The organism is Fictibacillus sp. 7GRE50 (assembly GCF_015903875.1).
In the GTDB taxonomy this organism is placed as follows: domain Bacteria; phylum Bacillota; class Bacilli; order Bacillales; family Fictibacillaceae; genus Fictibacillus; species Fictibacillus phosphorivorans.
The window spans coordinates 1,017,858-1,034,636 of sequence record NZ_JACZDW010000001.1; the positions used below are offsets into that span (position 1 = coordinate 1,017,858).

The 16,779-nt window shown below is 36.1% G+C and carries 16 protein-coding genes; 3 read left to right on the forward strand and 13 right to left on the reverse strand.

The annotated features are described in order from the left end of the window. Positions 1 to 74 precede the first annotated feature (74 nt). Positions 75 to 4,412, reverse strand: a complete 4,338-nt coding sequence (locus IHV12_RS04890) for a S8 family serine peptidase (protein ID WP_197190052.1) — start codon at positions 4,410 to 4,412, stop codon at positions 75 to 77. Between the two features lie 479 nt (positions 4,413 to 4,891). Between IHV12_RS04890 and IHV12_RS04895 the strand changes: the two genes are divergently transcribed. After that, positions 4,892 to 5,209: a hypothetical protein gene (locus tag IHV12_RS04895; protein ID WP_197190053.1), complete on the forward strand. Its 318-nt coding sequence runs from the start codon at positions 4,892 to 4,894 to the stop codon at positions 5,207 to 5,209. Between the two features lie 1,260 nt (positions 5,210 to 6,469). Here the strand turns inward: IHV12_RS04895 and IHV12_RS04900 are convergent. Both IHV12_RS04900 and galU read right to left on the reverse strand, forming a co-directional pair. Then, positions 6,470 to 6,688 carry a hypothetical protein gene (locus tag IHV12_RS04900; protein WP_197190054.1) on the reverse strand — a complete coding sequence of 73 codons (219 nt, stop codon included), beginning with the start codon at positions 6,686 to 6,688 and terminating at the stop codon, positions 6,470 to 6,472. An 823-nt stretch (positions 6,689 to 7,511) separates the two neighbouring features. Then, positions 7,512 to 8,396, reverse strand: coding sequence for a UTP--glucose-1-phosphate uridylyltransferase GalU (gene galU, locus IHV12_RS04905; protein WP_197190055.1), 885 nt, complete (start codon positions 8,394 to 8,396; stop codon positions 7,512 to 7,514). A 326-nt stretch (positions 8,397 to 8,722) separates the two neighbouring features. Here galU and IHV12_RS04910 point away from each other — a divergent pair, with 326 nt between their 5' ends. Then, positions 8,723 to 9,589 carry an SDR family oxidoreductase gene (locus IHV12_RS04910; protein WP_197190056.1) on the forward strand — a complete coding sequence of 289 codons (867 nt, stop codon included), beginning with the start codon at positions 8,723 to 8,725 and terminating at the stop codon, positions 9,587 to 9,589. Between the two features lie 39 nt (positions 9,590 to 9,628). Here the strand turns inward: IHV12_RS04910 and IHV12_RS04915 are convergent, their stop codons facing one another. The 8 genes from IHV12_RS04915 to IHV12_RS04950 form a co-directional block, all read right to left on the reverse strand. Continuing rightward, positions 9,629 to 9,859 carry a hypothetical protein gene (locus IHV12_RS04915; protein WP_197190057.1) on the reverse strand — a complete coding sequence of 77 codons (231 nt, stop codon included), beginning with the start codon at positions 9,857 to 9,859 and terminating at the stop codon, positions 9,629 to 9,631. A gap of 3 nt (positions 9,860 to 9,862) precedes the next feature. Beyond that, on the reverse strand, positions 9,863 to 10,192 hold the full coding sequence (locus IHV12_RS04920) for a helix-turn-helix domain-containing protein (RefSeq protein ID WP_370568774.1): 330 nt from the start codon (positions 10,190 to 10,192) through the stop codon (positions 9,863 to 9,865). Positions 10,193 to 10,210: 18 nt separating this feature from the next. Beyond that, the gene (locus IHV12_RS04925) at positions 10,211 to 10,834 is read right to left on the reverse strand and encodes a class D sortase (RefSeq protein WP_197190059.1); all 624 of its coding nucleotides are present in this window, start codon (positions 10,832 to 10,834) and stop codon (positions 10,211 to 10,213) included. Positions 10,835 to 10,837: 3 nt separating this feature from the next. Next, positions 10,838 to 11,698 carry an LPXTG cell wall anchor domain-containing protein gene (locus IHV12_RS04930; RefSeq protein ID WP_197190060.1) on the reverse strand — a complete coding sequence of 287 codons (861 nt, stop codon included), beginning with the start codon at positions 11,696 to 11,698 and terminating at the stop codon, positions 10,838 to 10,840. A gap of 59 nt (positions 11,699 to 11,757) precedes the next feature. Beyond that, positions 11,758 to 12,540 carry a hypothetical protein gene (locus IHV12_RS04935; RefSeq protein ID WP_197190061.1) on the reverse strand — a complete coding sequence of 261 codons (783 nt, stop codon included), beginning with the start codon at positions 12,538 to 12,540 and terminating at the stop codon, positions 11,758 to 11,760. A 60-nt stretch (positions 12,541 to 12,600) separates the two neighbouring features. Continuing rightward, positions 12,601 to 13,302 (reverse strand): TasA family protein, encoded by a 702-nt coding sequence (locus IHV12_RS04940; protein ID WP_197190062.1) that lies wholly within the window; start codon positions 13,300 to 13,302, stop codon positions 12,601 to 12,603. Between the two features lie 120 nt (positions 13,303 to 13,422). After that, positions 13,423 to 13,968: a signal peptidase I gene (locus tag IHV12_RS04945; protein WP_197190063.1), complete on the reverse strand. Its 546-nt coding sequence runs from the start codon at positions 13,966 to 13,968 to the stop codon at positions 13,423 to 13,425. Between the two features lie 472 nt (positions 13,969 to 14,440). Then, a complete protein-coding gene (locus tag IHV12_RS04950; RefSeq protein ID WP_197190064.1) occupies positions 14,441 to 14,872 on the reverse strand; it encodes a hypothetical protein in 432 nt (143 codons plus the stop codon). Positions 14,873 to 15,185: 313 nt separating this feature from the next. Here IHV12_RS04950 and IHV12_RS04955 point away from each other — a divergent pair, with 313 nt between their 5' ends. Further along, positions 15,186 to 15,698 carry a DUF2628 domain-containing protein gene (locus IHV12_RS04955; protein WP_197190065.1) on the forward strand — a complete coding sequence of 171 codons (513 nt, stop codon included), beginning with the start codon at positions 15,186 to 15,188 and terminating at the stop codon, positions 15,696 to 15,698. A 58-nt stretch (positions 15,699 to 15,756) separates the two neighbouring features. Here IHV12_RS04955 and IHV12_RS04960 read toward each other — a convergent pair whose 3' ends face one another. Next, positions 15,757 to 16,074, reverse strand: coding sequence for a hypothetical protein (locus IHV12_RS04960; protein ID WP_197190066.1), 318 nt, complete (start codon positions 16,072 to 16,074; stop codon positions 15,757 to 15,759). A 114-nt stretch (positions 16,075 to 16,188) separates the two neighbouring features. Beyond that, positions 16,189 to 16,560 carry a hypothetical protein gene (locus IHV12_RS04965; protein ID WP_197190067.1) on the reverse strand — a complete coding sequence of 124 codons (372 nt, stop codon included), beginning with the start codon at positions 16,558 to 16,560 and terminating at the stop codon, positions 16,189 to 16,191. Between the last annotated feature and the right edge of the window lie 219 nt (positions 16,561 to 16,779).

Below are 16,779 nucleotides of genomic sequence, written 5' to 3' on the forward strand. Positions count from 1 at the left end.
CTCACTCCCTGCTAGATTAGTAGGAAGAAAGGGAGGCGAAATGACCTCCCAGTTTCCATTTTACTTTTTAGTACTTAGTTGACCGTAAATGATTTTTGCTTATTATTCTCTGTTAAAGGATTATTATCTTGATCCCAAACGAATACTTCAACGGAATAGGACCCGCTATCAAATCCTTCAAGTGGAATATCTATAGCAAATCTATTTTTGGATCCGCTGTTTAGTAGACTTAAATCTACTTCCTTAAAGAACACTACGGCACCATCTCGATCTGTAACCTGTAAGAAAACAACAGGATCGACTGACAGTTGTCCTAAGTTCTTAAGATCACCTTTAATACTTACACTGCTGTCCGTATTGAACGAAGTGACTTTATTTCCTTCTGCATCCACCATCTGAACACTGTTTACGGTTACAGGAAAATTCACTACCGTGAACTCTTCTGTTTTCAATTCTCTTCCTTCCTCAGTAGATAAGATAAGCTTGTAGATACCGTTAACCGCTAACTCATCAGGTGTATATGTCGCTTCATACGTAACTCCTTCAGCTGATGGTAGAGTGAACTCATCACCCTTTGAATCAATCACTTTAGCATTCCATTTGATGGATTCTGATGCTTCAGCTTTCACTTTCAAAGGTCTATTCGTACTTACTTCTTCACTTGGAGAGGAAACGAAAGAAGTAATGAATGATTTTGGTGCCTGTTCTCCTTGATAAATGGTGATTGTCTTAACGAGTTTATGACCAGAAAGATCTGTAGCTACAAACTGGAAGTCATTTAATCCTTCTTTAAGGTTGAGAGTCATCTTATGTTCCTTCTTTAAAGCTCTTCTCTCATATGGCTCATCGAGTTTCGTTTTAAACTCTTCAGATCCGTTTACTTGAAGACGAAGTTCGTCGAAGTTATCTTCAACTGTAACTGTCACTTCAGGATTCTCACCATCTAAAGGTACGTAATGGTTAGCAGGAATACCATCTACCTGTAGAGTTGGTCCTTCCGTATCCACGATAATCTGGCGTCTGAATTCAATTTTGTTACCTACTTCATCGGCACCTTCAAAATAAATATCGTGAATGCCGTCTTCTGTAAATTTAATCTGGTTACTAAACTCGTATCTTTTTAAAGTGGCATTATATACAAGATTAAGATTCAGTTCAGAACCTTGGATCTGCTCACCTTTAATCTTAAGATACTCTACCTTTGATCCGTCACTTACGTATCCAGAAAGAGGAACTTCACGTGTATCGTATACTCCTAATGCTTCTGGAGAATCCGTAATAATGTATGGAATCGTATTATCCCATTTTCCGGATAGCGTTTGACCACTATGATTGAATCCATAGTCGTACGCCATAATTTCAATGGTAGAACCATCGGCCACATTCCCTAAAGGAACTTTAAAGGCTTTCTTACCATTCGGATTAATGCTTCCTTTTTTCACACCGTTAATACTGATATCAATGTACTGTAAGCCGCTTCCACCTGCTGCATCTTCAGCAGTAAGACTTAAATTTCCTGTTTTGCTACTATAAGCGGCATGTGTAACGGTTGGTGCTGTAGTATCTACCATGACTGGCACTTTTAGTACTTGCTGATCTTTCCCCGCAAAGTCAATTGTATTTTTCACTTGATAGTAGTAAAGACCATCTTCTGTTTTCTTATTGTTTATTAATCCGTCCCACCCTGTCATAGAAGGCTGGTAAGAATAATAAGAACTTGCAAAATAATTTTTACGCTGTTCTTTATCAGTTGTAAGCTTTCTCAACGTATTCCCTTTTGAATCTGCCACACTGTATTCAACACTTTTGCTGTTTCTCAAGAAAGAGACAACGGGAGTAATTGAATCATTCTTACCATCGTTATTTGGAGAAACAGTGATCAGGTTTTTATCATATTTGCCAGAGAAAGGATTAAATCCTAGGTAATCCCCTACTTGATCCACCATTCCTGCTGCACCGTAATAAGAACCGGAATCATAGATCATAGCATCCATGACAGGTGGCTTATTCCAATCTCCTTTGAAACCTACATAAGGAATCGTTAAATCTGAAAGTGCAGGATCTTGTGATTTATTGGTTAAGGTAATAAAACCTTCAACGAAATAGCCGTTTTTCATCAGACCTTCAAGCGCTGTTTTAGCATCTTTTAGATCTACTTTAATCGTGATATCTTTTGACTGACCAGGGAAGAGTGTTACGGTAGGTGTATCGATTGTAACTTTAGCATCTGTTATCGCTTTTGATTTTAAAGCGTTTCTTCCAGAAGAAAGAGCATCTGTTAAAACAGATGTACTAACATCGTAGGATGCTTCCTGTTCACTAAAATTAGTTGCAGTTATGGTCATGTTGAAGGAGTCTGAGGAGATTTCTTTTAGTTCGATCTTCCCTTCATTGGTCGCTTTGTTTACAACGTACACTGGTGTTGTTACAGCAGAATGAAGCTGCATCAATCCTGCACCTTGTCGACGCGGAGAGTAAGGAAGGTTATTGTTATCAGGATCGCTAACTGATTTTGCTGTATTCATCAGCAAGAGCTTTGCACGTTTTACTTTATCTGCCCCTGTAAGTTTAGGGAATAGCTCTTGTACTTTTTGAAGAACTAGTGCTGAGCCACCAGCAACGTGTGGCGCTGCCATGGATGTACCACTCATCACACCGTATTTTCCATCATTTAGCGTGGAATAGATTTGTCCTCCTGGAGCTGTTATTTCCGGTTTGATGCCAAGATCAGGTGTTACTCCCCAAGAAGTGAAGGAAGACATCTTACCTGCTGCGCTATTTACAACTTGAACACTCTTACCAGTGAACGTAACTTTAGCTGTGCCGCCTGCTGCTTTTATTTTCGTTTCTAACGTATTCCCGTCACTTTGGCTTAGAGATAATAACGGAATGATTGGATTGGTTAGAGCCATACTCACATAATCGCCGTGGCCTGGGAGTCCTCTGATGATGACACCCGCAGCACCAGCAAGTTCTGCTTGCTTTTGAATTTCTCCATAGTTCGGATTAGAAGCTGCACGAACTACAAAGACAATTTTGCCTTTTACATCTTTGCCCGTATATTTTGCTGCACTTCCATCAGCAACATACACAACTTCTGTTTCTTTAGATGTTCCGAACACATCAACGAACTTTGGTGACTCTTGTGATTTATATGCAATCGGCAATGTTTCTTCACCAATTTTTAAAGACATCTGATCTAATGTAATCTTACTGTTTTCAATCGATGCCACTGATAAAGAGTTTGTGGATAACCCAGGAGCCCCAACTAATCCGATATCTGGATTCGTTGCAAGCGGATTGGAGAAACCACTGCCGATCTGATTGGAGTTACCAGCAGAGATCGCCATAAGCACCCCACTGTTTACAGCGCGATCAATCGCTTTTTGTTCTAAATTGTTATCATCCACAAACCCTGCTGTAGAACCAAGGCTCATATTCAGTACATCAGCACCTAACTTAATACCATCATCGATTGCCTTTATGTAAATATCCCCGAATGTAGAAGGCATCGCAGCGTCATTCCCAAATACTTTTAATGCTAACAATTGAGCTTCTGGTGCAACTCCTTTAAGTCCATCTTTTGTTTCATCGCCGTTAGCACCAACTGTACCTGCTACGTGCATTCCATGCATAGAAGCATCTGGACCGAGATCTAACACTTCAGAGTTCTTGTCCGCATAATTGTATCCGTAAGGAACTTTGTTCGTGTAGTATTTGCCCTTCAAACCTTCTTTTGATACAAGATCAGCAACTTGTGATGCAGTTAATTTTGGCGTAGGATTTGTTAGTACCATGTCTTTATGCGTGTAGTCGATACCCGTATCAATAACACCCACTACCATGCCTTTACCATCAAATCCCGCATTCCACGTTTGAATGGTCTCTACAAGTTCTTTACTTGAAATCATTTGAGGTTTTTCTTTTGGTCGTTCATACTCGTTTACTACACTAACAGCTTCTACGTTCGGTAATTTTTCAAGTTCATCAATATCGCCAAATTCCACTTCTCCACTGACACCATTCATAACCGTAGTAAAGGTGTTCTCGACTTGAAAATCAATCTTGTCTGCTTTTACATCTGTTAAAAACTCAGATTGCTCTTCTTTAACCTCAGATTGAAGTTCTTTCTTTTTGTTGGTAGAAAGGTCCTTGTATCTAACCCCTTTGCTCGTCGGATAAGAAATAGCAGGATCACCTTCTAGTTCAACAATAACACGCACGATGTCTTTGGTGCCGAATGGCTTAGAGAGCTCTAACTTTTGCTGTTCCGCGATCTGTAACGACTCAAACTTGGTTAGCTCTACATTTGATTCTGCTCGAACGTTTGTTGCACTCATAGCACTGGATAAAGACAATAATGTAGCAAAACCAACCGCCATACTCTTATGAAACGTTCTTCCTCTCTTCACTCGGTTCTCCCCTTCAAATTAAGTGATGTTCGACGTACGATCCTCCTTTTAGTAGAGTAGTTAACAGCTAGATTTGTAACATACTAGCCAAATCAAACGTACCATGACGTATTACCTACGTAAATAGCAAAAAAAGTAATATTTTGTTATTTTTTAGTAGGAATAATTGTTTTATTTCGACAAGCAATTAGAGGAATTGACTAAATTATCCATTATACGAATTAACCTACGATAAATCATAGGTAACTGAAAATCATCTTATTCATGAGGAGAGGAGAATGGAGCAGATAGTGGCAAAACTTCATGCATATTGAGAAGATGACACTTTCAAGTTGGCATGTAGAGAGTCACGCTAAAATGGTAAAGCCACACTCCGTCATACAAAGGAGTGTGGCTTTACCTTGCTTCCCTATTTTAAACCATAGCGTTTTTGAATAGTTTATAATAAAAATAAAAAGATTAAAGAGAGGCAATATGTCATGGTACTAATTAGTGTCTTACTAGCATTCGTTTATGCAGGAGTTGCAGCTGTACTTGTAAAAGGCATTTCAACTCATTTTTTCAATAGAAAAGAACCATATGAACTAGGATTCTTCATTTCTGCGGTAGTCCTGATCTTTTTCTCATCTGCACTATTTCTATTACATACTCCCTTTTATATATTTAACAATTTTATAAAATCTGGAATAGCATTTGGTGTTTTTCAATTGCTATGGCTACCCATTTTATTAATTCTTAAGAAAAAGAACAAACAAACATATAAAAAATTCATACAATGGTTTGAGCAAACATTATGAGTTATTTTTCACTTCTCTTATCCATGTCACGAACATCATAATCGCAATAATTAAAAAGGTAGCCGAAGTTGCATCACTTAGATCCACTTTCCTAAAGTACAAGTTGTAAATCAAACTAATGGATGCTGCTAAAAATAATATAAAGGTAATGGTTATGGAAATTTTATTTTTCATAAATTAGACCACCCTGTAATAGTTAATTGGTTGAAGTGATGGTTCTCTATGGCTACTAGTAAACTACTTAATATACTCATTGTATCAACACTTTAGGTCTATATCTTACAAATTGTTAAATTAAAAAGAGAAAAAGAAAGATGGAGTTTTGTGCGTCCTTGTCCTTTATAAAAGATACATTTTTTACTCACATCCTTCATACGGCCCTAATGCCTCAGCAGAACAATAAAGATACAAAAAAGAAGCGAGAGAACCGTCCCCGTACTTTCAAGGTTGGGTTCAATCAATAATTTGAGTTTTGTATTTTTTCTTATACCATACAATACATTTCAAGTATATTTTTGAGTCTGTTCTTGAATGTAAAGTCTTTAGTAAATATAAAACAAAAGCTTGGAAAAAATAAGAAAAACCAATAATCATAGTAATGGTAATAAATTTATTGAAGGTATTATATTTTTCAGAAATTAAATAAAAAGGAAGAGAGATAATAACATAGATTAACCCTGTAAGAAATAATAATAATATTATTTTATGGTTATCTAATTTAAGTTCAATTTTGTAAATCATTTGCTTCATCAAAAAAAATAATATTACAAAATAAACAAATTGAATAGTCATCACTTCCTAAAATTGTTTTCTAGCTTATGTTTCATTCTAGGTATTCTATTATGTTTCATTCTAGGTATTCTCAAAATTTATGTTATACATTCAGTCATTAATATTTAAATACTACCGGCACTGCCTGAGATAAGTTCTTCTTCCGATATTATATCGGAAAGGAAGGGATCAAATAAACATTAAAAACCACCAATATTGACTTCTTAGTGTTTTTCTTATTTTTATTCCTTCAGCTAACATTCCTAACTGCTTAAGTATCTTTATAAATATAGGTGACATTTGAATCAATAGAGAGGGAAGGATTGGGTCGGTTCTTCTGCTTCTTTTTTGCTGCAATGAAATTGAGTTTGCTCACAGAGTTAAGTGATATATCTTGAATCTGTTACTAAACAGGTTGTAAAGCAATAAATCGTCAACTCAACATATTCATTTTAGACCCTAAAGCACAGCGACGTTTTTCCTTTTTCTTTAAGTAACAAGCCTATGAATCGTTTCTACTTCATTTTCTAAAATTGTATCTAGACTAATCCTTTTAAAAATCTTTTGTTCCTTAAGCTGTGCTTCAAGCAGTGTCTTATACAGACTATTTCCGTTGCGGAACAAGATGCCTTCCTCTTCAGAGATCAAATTATTATAGAGAGCATAATGATAAGGCGCCTGTCCAGAAATAAAGCCATTGGTCCACAATGGCTTTATTTTGCCTAATGATATCAGATGTTTCCTCTACTTTTTTGTACGGAAACGGGACAATCTCAAGCTTCTCAAACTTCTTAGCGGCATTTTTAACAAGTTCAATAGAATAACTGGGTCCAACTACACCATTTTCATCTATTCAGTCCTTGCCTCTTTTCGTAAATAACCAACAAGGATATCGACTCCTAAATGTAAATCTTCTATTGTTGCATATTCATCTGAGTCTCAACTCACAACTATACAGATATTTAAAAGATAAATCTTGATAGCCATTTCTACTCATGTTTATTACATCATGACCTGTTCCACTTTCCATGACGGAACACTTTAATCCTAACAATTCTCCAAAAAAATTTTATTCACTGAGAACGTCTTCATCCAAATATTAGGATGTTTTTGAAAAGAAATGTACTTATTTTAACATTAGTATGTGTATAGACACCTTTGTTAAACCCATATTTCAAATCATTTCTTTAACTGATTATTTGCACTGCTAATATCAATACTGTTCTATTCTTGAGAAATTATTCATAGGTTTAGGATTTAAGCGGAGTAAGCGCGTCGTAGCAACAAAGGTACAAATGATCAGCACCACAATTCCCCCTTAAAGCAATGTGCGATAAGCTAAATTCCTTGACAGATCATATATTTATCTTTTTTGAGTGCATTCGCAGTGATTAGCACTGATTCTGTAATATCTCCTTTAGTTTAGTGACTATGTTTTATCTTACTTAGTATAATCATTAACTTTTCAATTTTTCGAAAGTTTTAATAAAAATCCTTTTCTTCTATATATATGGGTGGAAAAAGAGCATTTTCATTTTTGTGGAGCATCCACTTTACTTGTAATTTCTGTTAAATGTTTAATTAAATCACCTTTCAAATCTTCACGTTGAAGAGCAAAATCTATGGTTGTCTTAATAAAACCTAACTTTTCACCTACATCATATCTGATTCCATCAAAATCATAAGCGAATACATCTTGTAATTGATTCAATTCTGCTATTGCATCCGTTAGTTGAATTTCGCCTCCAGCCCCTGGTGTTTGATTTTCAAGAATTTTAAAAATTTGAGGTGATAAGATATAGCGTCCCATAATGGCTACATTTGAAGGGGCTACATCTTGTTTTGGCTTTTCTACAAGATTAAGAACAGAATAAAGCCGATCGTTTATTTGATTACCATCTATAATTCCGTATCTTGAAACCTCATTTAAGGGAACTTGTTGAACACCAATTATGGAAGAGCGATGTTCATTATACTGATCCATAAGTTGCTTTAAGCAAGGCGTATCGGAAGTTACAATATCATCACCTAGCAAGACAGCAAAAGGCTCGTTGCCAATAAACTTCCTTGCACACCATATTGCATGACCTAACCCTTTTGGTTCTTTTTGGCGAATATAATGGATATCTACAAGTTTCGAAGGTTTTTGGACTTCTTCAAGAAGATCATACTTTCCTTTTCGGAATAAATTCTGTTCAAGTTCTAGTGAGAAATCAAAATGATCCTCAATCGCTCGTTTGCCCTTGCCCGTTACTATAATTATATCCTCAATTCCTGATCTAACTGCTTCTTCCACAATATATTGAATTGTTGGCTTATCAACAATTGGTAGCATCTCTTTAGGCATAGCTTTCGTTGCAGGTAAAAAACGCGTGCCCAAACCAGCTGCTGGAATTATTGCTTTTTTTATTTTCATATGATGATAAACTCCTTTGACAAATGAATGCTTTCCTCTATTCTATTTTATAAACTTTACTTTACTCCTTCCCTATTTTAGATATTTACTTCAAATTAACAATTAATATGTTCGAAAAAGTCGTTGTAGGCATCTAACCTCCTTCATTTCACATTGGAGACGACTAGCGTCTAAGGTTGTTATTTCACTGAACCCACAGCATGAACGAGCATTTTTGAAAGAAAAGGAATAATAAAAAGATGTTTATAAAACTTTCATGTTTATTCAATGGTGATATGGGAAAGGTAGTTTTAAAACATAAAATATACTTAAGGAGTGAAGCATACATGTCTAATCAAAGTCATCCAACAGGTCAACCCGCACAGCATCAAAATCACCAGCCCGGTGTAGAATCTGAAATGACACCCAAGCCGCAATCGGAAAGTCCAACTTATAAAGGTAGCGGAAAGCTACAAGGAAAATCGACGCTTATTACGGGTGGAGACAGTGGAATCGGTAAAGCGGCAGCCATTGCTTTTGCGAAAGAAGGCGCAAGCGTTGCGATTGTTTATCTAGAGGAATCACGTGACGCTGAGGAAACCAAAACACAGATCGAGCAAGAAGGCGTGAAATGCTTGTTGATTCGAGGAGATATCGGAGACGAATCGTTCTGTGAACAAACGGTTCGCGATGTTGTTGATTCGTTCGGCGGACTGGACGTTCTCGTGAACAATGCCGCTGAGCAACATCCACAGCAGAACTTTGAGGATATTACAGCGGAACAGCTTGAGAAAACATTCCGTACAAATATATTCAGCATGTTTCATCTGACGAAAGCAGCGCTTCCTCATCTAAAGCAAGGAAGTTCGATTATTAATACAGCTTCTATCACGGCGTATCAAGGCCATCCGGAGTTGATCGATTACGCATCAACGAAAGGCGCGATCGTGTCGTTCACTCGTTCGTTGTCGAATAACCTTGTGAAGAAAGGCATCCGTGTGAACGGTATCGCACCAGGTCCGATCTGGACGCCGCTCATCCCATCCACGTTTTCAGCGGATAAAGTGGAGCAGTTCGGTAAAGATACGCCAATGGGCCGACCGGGGCAGCCAGAAGAACTTGCACCTGCTTATGTGTATTTAGCAAGTGAGGATTCTTCCTATGTTTCGGGGCAGATGATTCATATTAATGGTGGTAAGGTTGTGAATGGATAATACTAAAAAACCCGATGCAGTTTTATATTGCGTCGGGCTTTATACTGTATAATCACTCGGTTGAAACTCTCTAAATTTATAATACACGAGCTTAGACGTATTCCACCTTTTCTCCATAAGATTCAGCTTCTTTTTCACATAGTCAAAATACGCTTTTCCTTGATATTCATCACCAAGATAAATCTCGCATTCGTTGTTGCCTAAATACACTATTTTTAGGATGTAGCCGTTAAGATGGCTGATGTATATGCCGTTGCCTAATCGTATCACGCTTTACACCTCTTCTTTCAAAGAATGTTTCCAAGCTTCATAGGCAAGAAAAGCACGGATTTCTTCCTTATTGACTCCCAATTCTTTCGCTTGCGTAAAAAGCTCAACCCATTCAGGATCAAGCAGATCCACCTGAATATTTAACAATTGTTCCACAGGTACCTCCAACGCTTTAGCCAATTTTTGAATCATATGCGCAGAAGGGTTGTTTTTATGACTTTCAATACTGCTTAAGTAGCCTTTTGAGATGTTTGCTTTTTTAGCAAGCTTTGTAAGACTGAGACCTTTTCTTAATCGAATTTTTCTAATTTGGGTTCCGAGACTGTTATTCACAATTAACAACTTCCTTTGCTATAAAACCTCCTCTTGTTCGAGAACCGCTTTAACAATGAACCGGTGAGTCGGATTTTTCATAGGATGACAGGTGATTAATGTAAGGACGTTTTGGGTTGAATCTTTTTTTAACACCGACAAATCATTAGGCAGCACGATCATTTCATCAATAATTCGATAAGTAAGCTTTTTGTCTTTCGTGACGACTTGGATCGTGTCCCCCACTTTCACTTCTGGCAGTCGGTTAAACTGCTTCCCGTATGTGTAGCTGCGGTGAGCAGCTATAGCCGAATTTCCAGTATCCCCGATTGGAGAAGTGCCTATCAAATGTCCGGCACCTACCTTTAAGTTGGCTTGGGAAGCACCCTCCATGATCGGGATGGTTAAATCGATCTTGTTTATTTGCAGTTTTCCGATGATTCCGTTCTGTAATTTTGGGGATGCAACTGTGTTTTTCGGCTTATTCTTTAAGAAAACATCATCCAGCTGTTGATAGCTTTGTTGGATCACAGAATCTTCATCAATAGATTCCCAGTCTTCCAACAGCTGATGTTCTTGATACGAGTAGTACATGCTTTTTAGTTTGGGGTAGAACATTGTAGCTATCCCTGAAATAATTAAGAGGTACGCGAGCCATTTCATCTCTTATCCTCTTTTAAAAGGATTTGGAATGATGGACTTTTTGATAAGTAATAAACTGAGTCCAGCGAGTAAGAGGATAAATCCTGACATAATGATTAAGATTGGATTCTCTTCACCTGTTTGCGGTAATGAGCCTGTGTTTTTAGCTGGCGAATCATTCGGTTTCGTTGGTGTTGGATTATTGCTAGGAGGTTCGTTGGTGTTTGGTGGTTCATTTGTTGATGGCGGCTCATGATCGTCGGTTGGCGGGTTGTTGTCGTCGGGTGGGTTTGTTCCGTCTCCGTCGTCTGGGTTGTCGCCATCGCCTGGGTCATCGCCGTCGTCTGGATTTCCACCGTCATCTGGATCTCCACCGTTGTCTGGTGGATCTCCATCTCCTGGGTTGGGTGGACTAGAAGGTTCTGCTTTAATATCGATAACAACCGAGGCAGACAGCCCTTGATACTCATTACCTGACTCTCCTGGGAGCCCAATTGTAAACTTAACGTTATCTTGAGCATGCGCAGCTAAACCTTGTTGAGATCTAAAATAAAAATTACTTAGTTTACCTAAATAAAGAATAGAGCCCTCTTTACTTACTTTAATGATAAGTTGATTAAAGAGAAGTTCATCTCCAGAGGATAACTCTGACTTAATAGAATAGCTCAAAGGCTGATTACCAGTATTTTTTAGCATCAATGTGTAGTCTTCTTCATATCCCGGTCTCATGTTTTGAATGTTAAACAACTCTGATGGCGTCACTTCTAAACCATAAATTTCATTGTTATAAGAATAAATTTTTTCTGATTTGAATGTGTTTCCCACCATAAGAAAAATAAAAATGAACACAAAGATAATACGATAGAACCACTTATTAGTGGGCAATGACCACACCTCCACTACCATCATTTTGCAAATTTACTTGAATGATAGAGAGATTGTATTTATACATTATCATCTTGGTTTTCCTCCGGTGTAGATGATTCGTCAGGAACGTCTAGGTGCGGAGTGTTATTATCCTCTTTAGGTTGTATTACTATTTGTTCAGTTTGAGTTTGTTCAGTTTCTTCCTTTATTGGTAGCGGTTCTGTTACAGGTGGTTTTTGTTCTTGATCTTGCTCTTCTATGTTTTTATCCTTAGTTAGAGTAGAATCATTTTGAACTGGTTTTTCCTCATTGTTAAGTTGTTTATTTTGATTATTATCTTGGCCTTTTTTTGGCTCTTGAATAGTTGCTAATAGCTTTTCACGATTTAGTGGAATTGATATATACTCATCTATAAAACCTTCAAATCCATATAAATGATACGTAATCTCAGTTGCGTCACAATTATGCGGTAAATTATCCGTATCATTTGGATTACTTATATAAGAATTGCCTGGAGATAACACTAGTGATTTAATATGATTACCATTATTTTTACTTTGAAGTTCCAATGTTATCGGTATATTTATAGTGGATATATTTGTAAGCGTGATAATACTTTTCACTTTACAGTTCTTAAGATAATCGACTTCTCCGGTATTAATAGTTATTAAGTCAGAAGTAACTGCATTTTTTATTTCACCGTTAGAATTAGCCTCTACAGAGAACCAAGCATAAGTACTTTCTGAGAAATTAGAATTAAATGATATTATCAATAAATAAAAAATTAATAATGCTGATATTGTGAGTTTAGTCACTTTTCTTTTTCTAATCTTTTTATACTTTTCTAGTCTCTTTTCCACAGATATCCTCCTTAATAAAGGCAGTCGATTATTCGACTGCCTCGTTTTTTATGGAAGGACTTATTTCCAATCTGCTCTAGCATCTGTTTGTTTACCGTTTATTGTAAATGTAGCATTGTATTTTGCACCTTGATAAGCATTTCCAGCATCAGATTTTAACACCGCTATATGACTTACATAAATTACTTGACCTGGTTTTGTACTCCAAAATTTCGACTCATCAACGATGTCACTCTCTTTTTTTGAATTTGCAGCTAGACTATTCATACTATTATTTACTAATTCTTGTTCTAAGACTTCTACTGCCCCTTCAAATGTTGGTTTTTGAGGAGCCATTAATGAATTTGAAGTTAAATTAGAAGTTCTTTCATCTAGATATTTAGTGAAAAGTTGTATTGCATTTTTAGGTTCACTATTATATTTAACAGCAATTTGAATTATTGAATACTTACTTAAATCTACATTATTCATATCTTCAGCATCTGTCAGTGTAGCTGTATATGTTGCTTTTCCTACTTGGTCTAGATTTCCAGTATTTTTAAATGCTAATATAGATCCATAAGTTGCTTGTGATGGTGCGAATTTTTCTTTACTAAAAACTTTTCCAGATGGGGTTTGATTTGTGATTTTTAATGTTCCATTGGTTATGTTGCCATCCACTGTAGCACTTGTTGTAAACCAGGAATAAGTCCCAAATCCTGCACCTATTAATACTGCACCTGATAATGCTGTTGCTGCTAATACCTTTTTAACGTTTTTCATTTGAAAGCCTCCCCATAACTTTAAGTTTAATAAGATTTTTAAGTATGAATCCTTATTGCCTATGTCATCCCTAACAACTGCTCTGCTCCCTTTCCTCACCTCCTTTAAAGTGTTTACTTTTCATGCCATTTGTTCTTTATCTCGTTTTCTTCTTTTCAAAAAATCATTCATCTCTAGAAGTACATAAAAGAAGAACGGAACTCCGAAGAATACAAACGCACCGATTGGACTTGCTGCAAACTTTGCTACATGACCAGCATTTGGAACATTAAACCCCATCATTCCTAGCAATTGAGAACTAGACACTAATTCCTGGTCTACTACATTGTTGTTATCACCCTTTGTTTGAAAAGTAGTTTCTCCTTTTTCTGATATGACTTTTACCACTCTATGGGTTACAATGCGACCATCATTTTCTTTAAACGTAATAACATTACCCCTTTTAACTTCAGTTGGATCAAGTTCTCTTGCAAATATCATGTCGCCTGCTTCTAATTCTGGATACATACTGTTAGATAGGACAGTAAGCGGTTTAAAACCCAAAACAGATGGTATTTCGTTTGGATTCGCTTTGGCACTAATCGTTAAATATACCGAAAATCCAACTAAAGTGATAAGTAGTCCGAAAAGAACACTTCCCAATATCGATAATGCTTTTTTTACCATATGTACCTCCTTACTATAGAACCATCGTCGAACTTTTCGTTCTATTTAAAGAACGTTATGGTGTTATTATAGAACGTATTTCCTACTTTAAAAACTCTCATATAAGGTCATTTTTGTTCTTTTTAACGTACAATTGTACCAATTAGCATCCTTTTTCTTCAATTTTTATACAATATTGCATTTTTTATAGAACTTTTTGTTCATTTTAAAGAACTTCTATACCTGTAATCTTTGCTCTGATGGTGGATAATAATTAAGAACTTAAAAAGCACAAAAAAATTTTAAAAGTAATACATGAAAAAAGTGTGAAAATAGCAAGCTTGAGGTTATAAAGAGTAGAGGTTTTCTTGAAAATTGTTATAGAATGTTGAAAAACAATCGAAACTGGTTTGTAATTAAATTTTTATAGACACAAAAATAACCCCCTCTTAAATAACTAAAGAAGGGGTTTGTTCTGAGTATATTTATGAAATTATCTCGCCGTTCTCCTAAACTTAAAAACAAATCCAATGATAAAAGAAACAATCGTCATGATAAAGATAGCTGTTGTAAGGGTTGTAATACCTGCATTAATTTTTAATGCGTTATACACTTGTACACAAATGCCAAATGGAACCGCAAAGAACAAAAACAACATCCCGAAAATCGCATTTTTCGTGTTGTACAATTGAGTCTTATGTGCAAGATCCAGCACTTTTAAGCTAAGAATCCAAAATGCACTCGTGATGGACCAGAATAGAAGTATGGAAGAAATAAATGAAGTAGAAGTTAGTCCCATAATTCGTTCAAAGAACAAATTAATGTTCCCCCATACCATCACTGTTTGATAAAGTCCCAATGCAAAAAGTCCTGCTAAGAAGATAAACGCAAATCCAAACCCTGATGTGTTATGTTTCATCTCCAAATATACTCTCCTTCCCCAATTCCGCTAAAACGAAACCTAATTTTCAAATTATTTTACAATATTTTTTAGAAAATTAAAACCCTTTTGTGCACTTTCATAAAAATTTACATAATTGTGAGGGGTCAGACCCCGGGGTCTGACCCCTCACAATTACACTTTTGCTGTTTAAAAAGACTTTCAACAAAATGACTTATTAAGTGTAATTTTTAGGTTTATTCAATCGCGAAAAATGGAATATAATGGTTAGGATTTGTGTTGCCTGTTTTAAAATAATCAAGCAAAGTACTTTTATTAACCGGAAGGAGAAGGTTAAATGGATCAAATTACTCAACCTAGTACAAGTTTATCTCCCGACAAAATGATTGATGGTGCAGATCAAGCTAAACTCGGTGAATTCGTGGGAGAAAAAAAGAGAGAATTTTATTTTAGAAAATGGCAAAAAGACAACAGCTGGAACTGGGCAGCATTCTTTTTAACCCTGTTTTGGTTGGGATACCGAAAAATGCTCAAGCCTGTTGTTTACATCCTTCTTGGTTTTTTAGCAATTGACATTATTGTTTTATTCATGGGCATTGATGGGGCAACAATCAGTAGAGGATTAGGTTATGGGCTTGCTGGAGCTCTAGGGATTACAGGTAATATGTTCTATAGAAAGCACGTTAAAAAACAAGTACAAGAAGTGAATCAGCTCGCCATCAACGAAGAGGGGAAGATGCATGAACTTCGCAAGCGCGGGGGTACAAGTGGAAAAGGAGCTTTTTTGGCTGTCTTAATGTTTGTTGGATATATACTTATTACTTTAGGAATGACACTTACATTAGCATAAATAAATATAAGAAAGATAACTCGAAAATTGGAGTTATCTTTTTTGTATATAGTGTAAGCTAATCACCTGATCCCTCTATGTTCATCTTTTTCTCAATCGCTTCCACACATAATTCTTTAAACTTCTTACAAAATTTCCGTACCCTACCATGTTCCCAGTTAAATTCATCATTATATTTTACTTTTAACTCATCACAAAGTAAAATGAGTGATTGTATCTCGGAGCTTGCAAACTCACATTCTCCATAGGGGTCTAAGTTAAGAAGGATTCCGGATTTCCTACCATCTACTTCTCTTTTCCGCAAATACTTATTGATTTCCTCATCAAATAAAATAGTCTTCTTTTCTCCTTTTATGTTAAAAGTTATACCTGGCATCTTATAGCCTCTCTCTTCTCATTAATTTTCGTTTTAGAAACTTTTTAAAGTTATAAACAAAAAATCACAACGAATATCCGTTGCGACATTTTTGGTAAATTTGAGAGTTTTATTTCACGAAAAAATCTTTTCTTTTTTGTTTATGATTTGATTAAGGTTCTTCTTTAATAATGCAGCCTTATTTACGATCCCTTTTTCAAATTGTTCAATCGTTGTTTGATCTCCATTACTTTTAACGGGTTCAATATTAAGAACCTCTTCTAGTTGCATACGCGTCGATTGTTCTTCTGATTCATAATCTAAACTTCTCAAGTAAATAAACGTATCCATATCTTGATAATTCAATTCTATTTCAATTTCAAGTTGCTCGTTTGCGTATAAGAAGGTTGTCTTCCACCTCCCATCTGTATCAACCGGCTCAGAAAATCCATAATCTCGTATTAAATAGTCAAAACTTTCTTCGGTAATCGATGAGAATAAATTCATGGTAACACCTCCATTTTTATTAGCTGTAGATATTTTTCTTATCGTAATGAATTCCTTACAGTTTACACGTTTTCTTTACATAAAGATATTACTTATATTTTCTCTCTCTTCTTCGCTTCTCCTCTTTTCGAAGAAAATATGGGTGAATTTGTTTCTTGAAAATCGATCAGGAAAGGACACAGCAAGTTTGCTGTGTCCTTTCCTGATGAACATTTTCTG